14 protein-coding genes are annotated in these 11,991 nt (G+C 45.4%); 13 read left to right on the top strand and 1 reads right to left on the bottom strand.

Annotated features, from left to right (window positions below):
* Positions 1-79: 79 nt before the first annotated feature.
* Genes JZO70_RS00285 through JZO70_RS00235 form a run of 11 tightly spaced genes read left to right on the top strand, consistent with a single transcriptional unit; the run spans position 80 to position 8,833 of the window.
* On the top strand, positions 80-382 hold the full coding sequence (locus JZO70_RS00285) for an urease subunit gamma (RefSeq protein ID WP_207671526.1): 303 nt from the start codon (positions 80-82) through the stop codon (positions 380-382).
* A 51-nt stretch (positions 383-433) separates the two neighbouring features.
* The gene (locus JZO70_RS00280) at positions 434-754 is read left to right on the top strand and encodes an urease subunit beta (RefSeq protein ID WP_207671525.1); all 321 of its coding nucleotides are present in this window, start codon (positions 434-436) and stop codon (positions 752-754) included.
* Complete coding sequence (gene ureC / locus JZO70_RS00275; RefSeq protein ID WP_207671524.1) at positions 755-2,464, top strand: urease subunit alpha; 1,710 nt, start codon at positions 755-757, stop codon at positions 2,462-2,464.
* Between the two features lie 29 nt (positions 2,465-2,493).
* Positions 2,494-2,943: an urease accessory protein UreE gene (locus JZO70_RS00270; protein WP_207671523.1), complete on the top strand. Its 450-nt coding sequence runs from the start codon at positions 2,494-2,496 to the stop codon at positions 2,941-2,943.
* Positions 2,933-3,616, top strand: coding sequence for an urease accessory protein UreF (locus JZO70_RS00265; protein WP_207671522.1), 684 nt, complete (start codon positions 2,933-2,935; stop codon positions 3,614-3,616). The genes JZO70_RS00270 and JZO70_RS00265 overlap by 11 nt, the downstream gene beginning before the upstream one ends.
* Before the next feature lie 20 nt (positions 3,617-3,636).
* Complete coding sequence (gene ureG / locus JZO70_RS00260; RefSeq protein ID WP_207671521.1) at positions 3,637-4,242, top strand: urease accessory protein UreG; 606 nt, start codon at positions 3,637-3,639, stop codon at positions 4,240-4,242.
* Positions 4,243-4,244: 2 nt separating this feature from the next.
* Positions 4,245-5,069: an urease accessory protein UreD gene (locus tag JZO70_RS00255; RefSeq protein WP_207671520.1), complete on the top strand. Its 825-nt coding sequence runs from the start codon at positions 4,245-4,247 to the stop codon at positions 5,067-5,069.
* Positions 5,070-5,082: 13 nt separating this feature from the next.
* Positions 5,083-5,997, top strand: coding sequence for an urea transporter (locus JZO70_RS00250; protein ID WP_207671519.1), 915 nt, complete (start codon positions 5,083-5,085; stop codon positions 5,995-5,997).
* Positions 5,998-6,003: 6 nt separating this feature from the next.
* A complete protein-coding gene (locus tag JZO70_RS00245; protein ID WP_207671518.1) occupies positions 6,004-7,086 on the top strand; it encodes a FecCD family ABC transporter permease in 1,083 nt (360 codons plus the stop codon).
* 10 nt (positions 7,087-7,096) lie between these two features.
* Complete coding sequence (locus JZO70_RS00240) at positions 7,097-7,885, top strand: ABC transporter ATP-binding protein (protein WP_207671517.1); 789 nt, start codon at positions 7,097-7,099, stop codon at positions 7,883-7,885.
* 12 nt (positions 7,886-7,897) lie between these two features.
* Positions 7,898-8,833 carry an ABC transporter substrate-binding protein gene (locus tag JZO70_RS00235; protein WP_207671516.1) on the top strand — a complete coding sequence of 312 codons (936 nt, stop codon included), beginning with the start codon at positions 7,898-7,900 and terminating at the stop codon, positions 8,831-8,833.
* Positions 8,834-8,937: 104 nt separating this feature from the next.
* On the opposite strand, the gene JZO70_RS00230 is transcribed toward JZO70_RS00235, so the two are convergent.
* Positions 8,938-9,807: a MurR/RpiR family transcriptional regulator gene (locus JZO70_RS00230; protein WP_207671515.1), complete on the bottom strand. Its 870-nt coding sequence runs from the start codon at positions 9,805-9,807 to the stop codon at positions 8,938-8,940.
* Positions 9,808-9,973: 166 nt separating this feature from the next.
* On the opposite strand from JZO70_RS00230, the gene JZO70_RS00225 reads away from it, so the two are divergent.
* Both JZO70_RS00225 and JZO70_RS00220 read left to right on the top strand, forming a co-directional pair.
* Entirely contained in the window at positions 9,974-10,999 is a 1,026-nt protein-coding gene (locus JZO70_RS00225) for a Gfo/Idh/MocA family oxidoreductase (protein ID WP_207671514.1), read from the top strand.
* An 11-nt stretch (positions 11,000-11,010) separates the two neighbouring features.
* Positions 11,011-11,967: a Gfo/Idh/MocA family protein gene (locus JZO70_RS00220; RefSeq protein ID WP_207671513.1), complete on the top strand. Its 957-nt coding sequence runs from the start codon at positions 11,011-11,013 to the stop codon at positions 11,965-11,967.
* Positions 11,968-11,991: the final 24 nt, after the last annotated feature.

Raw genomic sequence — 11,991 nt, 5'->3', positions numbered from 1 at the left:
AGAAATCATGAGAATTCAATGATAAACTCATTCTAAATTTACAGAATATTTCAAAAAAAGTTTTCCAAGGAGGAACCAGATGAATCTAGTAGCACGTGAACAGGAGAAATTAATGATCGTTGTCGCCGCTGATGTTGCCCGGCGCAGAAAAGATCGAGGATTGAAGCTGAACCATCCCGAAGCAGTCGCTTTGATTACTTATGAAGTAATGGAAGGGGCCCGTGACGGTAGAAGTGTCGCTGAGTTAATGACTTATGGGGCTACAATCTTGTCGGTTGACGATGTGATGGAGGGTATTCCTGATATGATTCACGACATCCAAGTGGAAGCCACTTTCCCAGACGGCACGAAACTGGTGACCGTTCATAACCCAATCCGCTAAGAAATTTTAACAGCTAAAATTACTATAATAGGATGAACTAGGAGGAATTCCATGAAACCAGGAGAAATTATCGTAGGTACCGAGCCGATTCAATGCAATGTCGGTCGAGAAACGCGGGAAGTAACCGTGACTAATACAGGGGATCGTCCGGTCCAAATCGGTTCCCATTATCATTTTTATGAAGTAAACAGTGCACTGCGCTTTGATCGGGATGCAGCATACGGATTTCGTTTGAATATTCCAGCCGGAGTCGCGGTTCGTTTTGAACCACAGGATGAAAAGACCGTGGAGCTGGTCGCTCTGGCAGGAAAACGTGAAGTCTACGGCTTAAACGAAAAAACCAATGGCCCATTAGACAAGGAGGCAAACTAAATGAGCTTAGAAATCTCTCGCAAACAATATGCAGAATTATACGGACCCACAGTTGGCGATAAAATTCGTTTAGCCGATACTGATTTGTTCGTGGAAATTGAAAAAGACTACACTACTTATGGCGATGAAGTTGTCTTCGGCGGCGGGAAAGTTATCCGTGAAGGCATGGGGATGGACCCGCTAGTAACTCGCGATGGCGGCGCACCGGATTTAGTGATCACCAATGCCACGATTGTCGATTACAGCGGCGTAATTAAGGCCGATATAGCCATAAAAGACGGCAAAATCTTGGCAATCGGCAAAGCTGGAAATCCATTAATTATGGACAATATCGACGTTCCGATTGGTGCAGCGACTGAAATTATTGCTGGAGAAAATAAAATTATTACCGCTGGCGGAATTGATACGCATATTCACTTTATCTCCCCGCAGCAGGTAGATTCGGCTCTACACAACGGAATCACTACGATGATCGGTGGGGGAACAGGTCCTGCCGAAGGAACTAATGCGACAACAGTAACACCTGGTGCTTGGAACTTGGAACGGATGATGCAGGCAGCAGACGGTCTGCCAGTCAACTTAGGTTTCCTAGGAAAAGGTCAAGCAGCGATTGAAGCTCCTTTGGCTGAACAAATCGAAGCTGGAGCAATTGGCTTGAAGATCCATGAAGACTGGGGAACCACTTTTTCAGCGATTCAGCAATCTCTGGAAGTGGCCGACAAATACGATGTGCAAGTGGCGATTCACACGGATACCTTGAATGAAACCGGCTTTGTGGAACGGACGATTGAAGCCTTTGGAGATCGGGTGATTCATACCTATCATACGGAGGGTGCCGGGGGCGGACACGCACCAGATATTATTAAAATCGCGGGGCAGCCGAATGTATTGCCTTCTTCTACTAACCCGACGATGCCTTACACCGTTAATACGGTGGACGAACATTTAGATATGCTGATGGTTTGTCATCACCTGAACCCGGATATTCCTGAAGACTTAGCCTTCGCTGACTCCCGGATTCGGAAAGAAACCATTGCCGCCGAAGACGTACTTCATGATATGGGGATTTTCAGTATGATGAGCTCAGATTCTCAAGCGATGGGCCGGGTTGGTGAAGTGGTAACCCGTACTTGGCAAACTGCCGACAAAATGAAAAAACAACGGGGGTCTTTGGAAGAAGGCGAGAACAACGATAATTTCCGGGTGAAGCGTTATATCGCAAAATACACCATCAACCCGGCGATCACTCACGGTATTTCTGACTATGTCGGTTCGGTAGAAGTTGGAAAAATTGCGGATTTAGTCTTGTGGGACCCAGCCTTTTTCGGAGTAAAACCTACTAAAATCATTAAAAACGGCATGATCGCGGTAGCTCAGATGGGCGATCCTAATGCCTCCATCCCAACACCGCAGCCAGTCTTTTATCGGGAAATGTTTGGCAGCATCGGGACTGCTTTGGAGAAAAGCTCATTTACCTTTGTTTCTCAAGCAGCTCAGGACAACAATGTCAAAGAAAAATATCAGCTGAAAAAAGAAACACTGCCAGTTAGAGGGGTACGCAAGCTGACCAAAAAGGACATGAAGTTCAATGATGCGACACCTGAAATCACGGTGGATCCGCAAACTTATGAAGTAAAAGTAGACGGTGAAATTGTTACTAGTGAGGCCGCTGAAGTTCTTCCGATGGCGCAAAAATACTTTTTATTCTAACTCAATCATAAAAAATAGGAGAGATTTCCATGATCGTAAAAGAAATTATCGGCAACATTAACAGCTATCCGGCTGCCGAAAGCAAAACTAAAGATTGGGTAGCCTTGGAAAACGAAGCTTTAGCCAAACGTGTTCATCACTTGAACACGTCTGGCGGCGAGGTTAGCGTTCGCCTGGCTCCCGGCAAACACTTGCATGTAGGAGACATTTTGGCTGAAACTGAAGATTCGCTAGTAGTAGTGGACGTTTTGCCAGAAGACGTGCTGGTGATTTCACCGGAGTCCATCAATCAAATGGGTGTGATCGCTCACGAGCTGGGGAATCGTCATCTGCCGGCGCAATTTATCGACGACACGATGGTGGTTCAATTCGATTACTTAATTGAAAAGTTGCTGGGGGACAAGGGAATCGCCTTTGAACGCCAACAGATCAAAATGCCTCATCCCTTCCGGCACATAGGGCACAGCCATGACCACTAACCTGTTTTTATTTCAAATGAACGATTCCAATTTTCCCATTGGGTCTTTCAGCCATTCCTATGGCTTTGAAACCTATTTGCATCAGCAGCGGATCCAAACTGCTGATGCCTTTGAAGAATGGCTGATTCAATTTCTCAATAACCAGGTTTTAACGACGGATGCGATGGCGATTTGTCGCGCCTTTGAAGCGCTAGAGCGGGAAAGCTTAGCAGATATATTGGAAATCAATACTGAATTAAATGCTCTTCTTTTGCCTAGCGAAATGCGACAGGCGAATCAAAAGATGGGGCAGCAATTTTTGAATATTGGCAAAAGCTTGCTGGAGCATCCGTTGCTGTTGAATTATCAGGCGCAACTAAAGGAGCAGCAGCTGGCGCCTCATCCAGCCATCGTTTTTGGTTTGTTGGCCTATTGTTCACAAGCTGAGCTAAAGGAAACCTTATCAGTGTATTTACTAAACACCACCATTTCAATGGTACAAAACGCGGTGCGGGGTGTGCCGATTGGACAAGTAGCTGGGCAAAAAATTATTTATGGGCTGTCCCAGCAAATTCCTGAAATGACAGAAAGAGTTTGTGAGCTGCCTATCGATCATTTCGGGGCAACCGCTCCGGGAATCGAAATCGCCCAGATGCAGCATGAATTTCTGTTTGCCCGTAATTTTATGTCTTAGATAATTTTAGGAGGAGCTTAATGGATACAATCAAAATTGGAGTAGGCGGACCAGTTGGTGCTGGCAAGACCTTTCTTATCGAACAAATCGTGCGTCAAATTCAAAACGATGTAGAGATCGCCGTGGTGACCAACGATATTTACACGAAAGAGGATGCGAAATACCTGATTAATACCGGCATTCTTGATCCGGCTCGAATCATTGGAGTGGAAACGGGCGGGTGTCCCCATACGGCAATTCGTGAGGACACTTCCATGAACACCGCAGCGATTGAAGAGCTGGAGGAGAAATTTCCGGACTTGGAAGTAATTTTCGTGGAAAGCGGCGGCGATAATTTAGCAGCAACCTTTAGTCCAGAATTGGTGGATTTGTCGATTTATATCATTGATGTGGCGCAAGGAGAAAAAATTCCCCGCAAAGGTGGTCAAGGGATGATCAAATCAGATTTATTTGTGATTAACAAAATCGATTTGGCACCGTTTGTTCATGCCGACTTGAGTATTATGGCTAGTGACGCCAAACAATACCGCTTAGAAAAACCAACGATCTTCACCAATTTACAGGACGGTACCGGCTTGGATGAAGTGGTGGCTTGGATCAAAAAGCACGCCTTCATTGGAGTATAGCCATGGAGATGATGACAGGAACTTTAGAATTATCCGTCAAGCAGCGGGACAACCGCACGGTACCAGGACATATTTTTTATCAAGGGGCGCTGAAGGTGATGCGCCCGCAGTACTTAGACGACAGCGGCCAGGTGACCTACTTCATTTTAAATCCTGGCGGCGGTTATTTAGACGGGGATCGCTATGCGCTGACGGTGGAGGTTGCTCCTGAAGCGAGTTTGTATTTGACGACTCAATCGGCTACGAAAATTTATCAGACACCCAAGGATTATGTGCGGCAGATTAACCGCATTACCATCGGAAACCAAGGGGAGTGCATCAATCTGCCGGATCCGATAATTCCTTACGAAAACAGTGTCTATTGTCAGGAGCAATGGGTATATCTGGCTGAAGACGCTCGCTATTTTTCATCAGAAATTGTGACCCCCGGCTGGGATTCGTCGGAACGAGGCTTTACGTATCGGGAAGTGAATTTGCTGACGAAGTTGTTTGTGGATCAGCGTTTGGCGGTAATGGATCGAGTGCTGCTACAGCCAGCCAGCCAAGATCTTTCTGGGATTGGGATGCTGGAGGGACTTAAAAAGGTAGCTTCTTTACTAGGGGTTCATCCGGAAATTGATCAGGAATACATCAGCCAGCTGCATCAAGTTTTGCAGGATAAGTTCCCTGACTTGCGCTTTGGGCTGTCGATGCTGCCGATTAACGGCTACAGCCTGCGGGCCTTAGGCGACAACACCCAAGAATTGGAGCAGCTCATTCAGCAATGCTACCTACATTATAATCAGGCTTTTTGCCAAGAGCGAATCCTGCATACACGGAAATATTAGGAGGGATCAGGAGATGGAAATGACAAAAGAAACGAAAATGGCGTGGCTGAAAGGAGTTCTTCCTAGTTTTTCGCAAGTCGTGTTAATTGAACATCCAATTAGCGGCGCCTTAATTTTTCTGGCCTTAGTGGTAGCGGATTTGCAAATTGCCGCGCTGGCTTTGTGCGGGTGTCTCGTTGCGAACTTTACGGCCCATATGCTGCAGGTGGATCATGCCCAAATTGAAGGGGGATTAATTGGCTTCAGTCCGGTTTTGGTGGGGATTGCAGCAGGCACATTCGTGGAGGGTTTAGCGGCTTGGCCGATTACATTAGTGGGAAGTGCCATGTGTGTACTGATCACGCTGGTCATTAATCATCTATTCAGCCAGCAAGATTTGCCGGGGTTAACGTTTCCTTTTATTTTAACCACTTGGTTCTTTTTGCTCCTCAGCTTCAGCAGTCGCTGGATTACTACTAGTCGGATCGCTCAGCTGCCTCAAGCAGCAATTGGCGATGGCAGTTTGGTTTTTCCAGATATTTTGATTAAAGGTGTGGGAGAAATCTTTTTACTAGATAATTCCATCAGTTCGCTATTGATTTTAGCCGCGATTTTTGTGGCAAGTGTCCGCTGGGGCTGCTTGGCGATTGGCGCGATAGCTTTTAGTCTAGTTGGGGCTTTTATATTGGGAGGCAATCTGGATACTTTGTCACTTGGATTATACAGCTATAACTGTATCTTAACTTTTTTAGCATTGGATCTATTTTTGACTAAAAGAAATCCTCAGCTGAGTGGTTTGCTGCTGGGAGTAGGCGGCGTTTTGACTGTCTGCCTAGATTTTGCTTTGCCAACGGTGTTGGGAATTGCTGGTTTGCCAGTGTTAACCTTCTCCTTCGTGGCAGCAACCTGGTTCACTTTATATTTAGAAAAGCTGTTGGTAAGGACGTGATTGTAAATGCTCCATCGAATTGATATCCCTCGATCGGTTGCTTGGTTCAAAGCCGGCATCCGCCGGCGGGCTAAGTTGAAACCATTGTTAATTGTCTTAATTCTACTGGCTCTCACTTCGCTAGTGGTGGCTACTGGTTTAGGAGCAGTAAATGTACCCGCAAATGTCACATTAGACGTGGTACTCAATCGGCTGACTCAAGGTCTTTATCCCACTAGCGGCACGTTGCTGCAGCAGAACATTGTCTGGAATTTGAGATTGCCTCGAGTCCTGCTGGGATTTGTGGTGGGCGCTTCCTTGGCGATTTCCGGAGTGGCGATGCAAGCATTGGTGCGCAATCAGCTGGCCGATCCCTTCTTATTAGGAGTGTCTTCGGGGGCGGAAATGTTCGGCACCTTAGGCATGTTGTTCGGGGTCTTTGGCTTCTTAGGAACCTATGCCTTGTCGCTATCAGCTTTTTTAGGTGCAGCTTTTTCTTTACTGCTGGTTTATACCCTCAGTCGGGTGCAAAATAAAATCGTGATTACCCAGCTGCTGCTTTCAGGTGTGGTGGTTGCGATGATTTTTCAAGGTATCACCCGGGTAATTGTCTTAAGTGCCCCCAATGCTTTAGGTCTACATAATGCGGAATTTTGGATGTCTGGCAGTTTGGCTAATACAAAATGGAGCTTTTTAGGGCTGCCAACGATCATGATGTTAGTTTGCGGAATTTTTCTAACGCTGAATTATCGGCTGCTGAATCTGCTGGTAATGGGGGAAGAAACAGCCGCAACTTTAGGTATTTCTGTACGGACCTTTCAAAAGATCCTGTTAATTGTTACTTCTTTACTAGCCGGCACTACCATCGCTGTCAGCGGAACCATCGGTTTTATTGGGTTAATTTGTCCCCATTTTGCTCGGCTGTTAGTTGGCGGTGATCATCGCAAGGTCTTGCCGGTTGCGAGTTTAATCGGCGGAATTTTGGTAGTTTGGACGGATGTGGTGGCTCGTATGGTATTGGCTCCTGAAGAATTGCCACTGGGGATTCTGACCTCTATTTTAGGTGGTCCCTTCTTTATTCTGCTGTTAAAGAAAAATAGAAAACATTAGGAGGGAACCCATGAAATTATCGGTTGAAGACCTGTGCTGCAGCTATGAAAAACAGCCGGTACTGACGGACTTGTCGCTGCTGGCGGAAAATCAGCAGTTTGTCGGTATTATCGGACCCAATGGCAGCGGAAAATCAACTTTGTTAAAGGTCATTTATCGAGCGCTGAAACCGGAAAGCGGTGAAATCAAGATCGATGATACGCCGCTAAAGGTGATGTCCTATAAAGAAAGTGCCCAAAAAATGGCTGCAGTCGGTCAGGAAAACGAGCTGCCCTTTGACTTTCGGGTGGAGGAAATTGTGCAAATGGGGCGCTATCCGGCAAAACGGTTTTTCGACAACGAAACCTCGGAAGATGCCGAATTGGTAGCCAAAGCTTTGGAGCAGTTGGGAATTACTCATTTAGCTCAACGAAATTTCCAGCACTTATCAGGCGGCGAAAAGCAGCGGGTGCTGATTGCTCGTGCCTTAGCTCAAAATACTGATTTGTTGATTTTAGATGAACCTACCAATCACTTGGATATTCATTACCAGCTGGAAATCTTCGAATTGTTAAATCGACTGCCGCTGACAGTTGTTTCGGCGATTCATGATTTGAACATCGCTGCTATGTACTGCGATTATTTGTATATTATGGAAGAAGGGGAGATTTTAACCAGCGGCACGCCGACAGAAGTTTTAACTCCGGCGATTTTAAAGCAGGTTTTTCAAGTAAATGCCGAAATCCAGCTTCATCCAATTTTAAAACGACCAACGATTACTTACTTGCCAAAAAATTATCTTATGGCGGGCTCAAAATAAAGGAGTGTTTACGTGAAAAAGTTCCTTCTTGCATCAATGCTGCTGATGACCTTGGCTGGCTGCAGCGATTCCAATGCCGACCAAACCAATACCAGTAACGAAAATCAACAAACGGTAACTAACTATGATCGTACCATTACGATATCCGGAGTTCCCGAAAATGTCATAACGATGGGTCCCAACACAACTGAACTATTTTGTGAGTTGGGCTTATCAGATAAAGTGGTGGGGAGTACCTTGAACAATCACAGCCGCGGGCCGTTGCCAGAGTATAAAGAGGATTACGAAAAAATTCCAGAACTGAATCATGGTTCAGCAACTCGGGAAGCGGTATTGTCCAGCGGTGCTGATTTTATTTACGGCATTGACTGGGAATTCGGTTCTGAAGGACTTGATTTGCAGGAGCTGGAGGAGAACGGCATCACCGTTTATCAAAATAGTGCCAAAACCATTGATGAGGTCTATCAAGAAATCGCGGATATCGGCAAGATTTTTCAAGTAGAGGATCAGGCTGAAAGCTTTGTCCAGGAACAACAGGATCGTTTGCAGGCGGTAGAAGATAATGCAGCTGCAGAACCTGTTAAAGTCTTGGTGTATGACAGTGGCGACAGTGGAATATTTACGGCTAGCGGCAGCAATTTTGAATCACGTCTAATCGAAGCCGCTGGCGGAGTGAATCTTTTTGAGGATCAAACCGACAAAGATTGGATTACCGTCAGCAGCGAAGAAGTTCTCGCGCGGCAACCGGATGTCATTTTAGTTCATGATTATGATCAACCGGAGCTTGAAGAAAAAATCGCCGCCATCAAAGCTGATCCAGCCTTGTCTCAGATGGAGGCGGTTAAAAATGATCGAATTGTCTCCATGAGTTTGGAAAATGCTTTGCCAGGACCTCGTTTGGCGGAAACCGTCGAGCTATTAGCTGAAGGGTTTCAAAGGAATGAGTAGTGAGTGATTGGAAATTAAATGGTCAGTAATCATTTGTTGTAATCAACTAGAATAGAACAAAACAATGGCCCGCCCAGTTATCAACTAACTAGACGGGTCATTTTTTATTCTTCTTCATCAGCCAAAAGGCCAGTCTTCATCAATTCTTGATTTCCCTTCAGGTTGCGGAGGTTGGTTTCGTAATCTTTGGTGTACATCACCGAATAGATAGTGTTCAAGACATACTCAAAGGCCGCTTGAGATGAGAAAGTTGCGATTTTAGCAAAATCGTACTCTTCCTGCATCATCAGCAATAAATGGGTAGCGAAAGGCACCATCGACGAATCGGGATTGCCAGTCAAAAAGATAATAGGAACGCCTTTTTCCTTTAAGTATTGCATGATTTTATTATAGGGATGCAAAATACCACTGTAGGACATGATGAAAGCACAGTCTTTTTCGGTGATGCTGACGGCATTCCATTCGGTATCCACGTATTCTTCGGCTTGGATGGCAAATTTGTTGATTTTGATTAATTTGTTTTGAAAGCTGCGAGCTCGCAGCTGGGTATCCCCGCGGGCAAATAGAAAAATTCGCTCGGCTTGCATCAGTGCATCGACAGCGGCGGTTAACTGATCTTCATCTAGTTGGATCAGCGAGCGGCGAATCGTGCTAATGGTTAAATCGGCCATTTTTTTCGCAATCTTACCAGGTGTGTCTAAAGGATGGAAAGGGAAATTGGCATTGACCTCATCAGAGGAATGCAGCTGGGCATAAACTACTTCCGCAATCGCATCCTTGAATTCCCGAAAGCCGGAATAGCCCAGCTTCTGGGCTAAACGGACAATCGTGGAGTGGGAAGAAAAAGTCTTCTCCGCCAAGTCCTGAATAAAAATGGTAGGAATATCGGTTAAGTGTTCTAAAATATATGCGGCGATGCGCTTTTCCGCCATACTGAAATTTTCCTGCTGCTTCAAGCGTTCGATAATTAACATAGCGTTGGTTCCTTTCTTAGTGTGTTTTTTGATGAACATGATGTTCATGAATTAGGCGGTAAAGCGAAAAAGGCTGAACATGAGTTGCTAAGTGGCGCGCTTTTATGTATTTGCTGGCGAAACTGGTTATAATCAAGGTAATAATAAGAAAGCGAGCTGATTGTTCATGTTAACCATCGCATATTTAGGCAATGGAAAAAGTACCAATCGTTACCACCTGCCATTTTCTACCAAATTAGGAGAGAAGATCAAGGTGAAAACCATCTATTCCCCCTCTGGTCGTCAAGCCTGGACACCTCTTGATGGGACTAATTATACCACTGATTTAGCGGATATTTTGACTGACTCAGAAATTCAATTAGTGGTGATCACGACACCGTTGAAATTCCATTATCAATACGCCAAACAGGCGCTGGAAGCCGGCAAAAACGTCCTGTTGGAAAAGCCATTTACTGAAACGTCTGACGAGGCCAAGGAATTGTTCGCCTTAGCGAAGGAAAAAAGTTTATTCCTGCAATGTTACCAAAATCGCCGCTTTGACTCTGATTTCTTAACGGTACAAAAGGTGATTGAAAGCGGCAAACTGGGGGATTTGTTGGAAGTAGAAATGCATTACGATTATTTTCGACCAGAAGTTCCTGAAAGTGCCGAGCATTTTTCGCGAGATGACAGCTATCTGTACGGTCACGGCTGCCACACCATCGATCAAGTCTTAAGTTACTTTGGCGAGCCGGACAATATTCGCTATGATGTCCGCCAGTTATTAGGCCAAGATCGCATGAACGATTACTTCGATCTGGATTTTTACTACGGCAAGTTGAAGGTATCTGTCAAATCCAGCTATTTCCGTCTAAAAGAACGCCCAAGCTTTGTGGTTTATGGTAAGAAGGGTTCGTTTGTTAAACATACCAAAGACCGTCAAGAGGAACATTTGAAATTATTCCACATGCCAGAAAATGCCGACTTTGGCATCGATTTGCCGGAGCACTATGGCATCCTCACTTACTTGGATGAAGACAATGTTTACCATGAAGAAAAGGTGGTCTCTGAAGTAGGGGATTACAGCCGGATTTATGAAGGGGTCTATCAAGCTATCATCAACGGCAAGGAAAAAATTGTCAAAGATGAAGAAACAATTCTGCAAGTGGAGATTTTAGAAGCTGGAATTGCAGCGATGGAAGCAAACCAATAGGAGGAAACGAAATGAAATTAGGAATTGTTGGGGCAGGGATGATTGCCAAAGAGTTTTTGAGTTTGTCACCGGAGCTGCCGCAAATTGAATTAGCGGCGATTCTTTCTTCGGAGCGCAGTTTGGCGAAAACCAAAGAGCTGCAGGCGGCCCATAATATCGGAGCGGTGTTCACCGATTATCAAGAGTTGCTGCAGGCCGGAGATGTGGATACCATCTACGTTGCGCTACCTAATCACTTGCATTTTCAGTATGCCAAGGAAGCTTTACTGGCGGATAAGCATGTGATTTGCGAGAAGCCCTTCACCTTAGAATTGGAAGAGGCGCTTGAGCTGGAGGCTTTAGCAAAGGAAAGAGATTTGCTGATTTTTGAGGCGATTACCAATCAGTATTTGGGGAATTTCCAGAAGATTAAGGAGTATCTGCCAGAAATCGGTACAGTTCATATGATTTCCGGCAATTATTCCCAATATTCTTCTCGGTATGATGCCTTCCAAAAAGGGGAAATACTGCCAGCTTTTGACCCAAGTGCTGGTGGTGGAGCCTTGATGGACATCAACATTTACAACTTGCACTTGGTGGTGGGACTGTTTGGCGCTCCCAAAACGGTCAATTATTATCCAAATATCCAGCGGGAAGTGGATACCTCAGGCGTGGTGGTAATGGATTACGATCAAGCCAAGGCAATCTGCATTGGTTCTAAGGACACCGGTGCTGAAAGCTACGTCCAGATACAAGGGGAATTGGGGGAAATTATTATCAACAGCCCAAGCAGCACCTTGATTTCGGGCGTGGTGAAGCTGAGAAATGGGCAACAATACGAGCTGGAGGCAAATGCCCATCCTCATCGTATGTATGAAGAATTCCAACGGATGGCCCAAGCAATCCACGAGCATGATACAGACTTTGCTGACGAAAAAATGGCCCACACCTTGGCAGTGATGCGGGTATTAGAACAAGCCAAAAGCTGATAGAAAAAAAGTGATGAATGGGAA

This window comes from Candidatus Enterococcus moelleringii, from assembly GCF_017377575.1.
In the GTDB taxonomy this organism is placed as follows: Bacteria; Bacillota; Bacilli; order Lactobacillales; family Enterococcaceae; genus Enterococcus_A; species Enterococcus_A moelleringii.
This window is presented reverse-complemented; position numbering and strand designations above follow the sequence as displayed.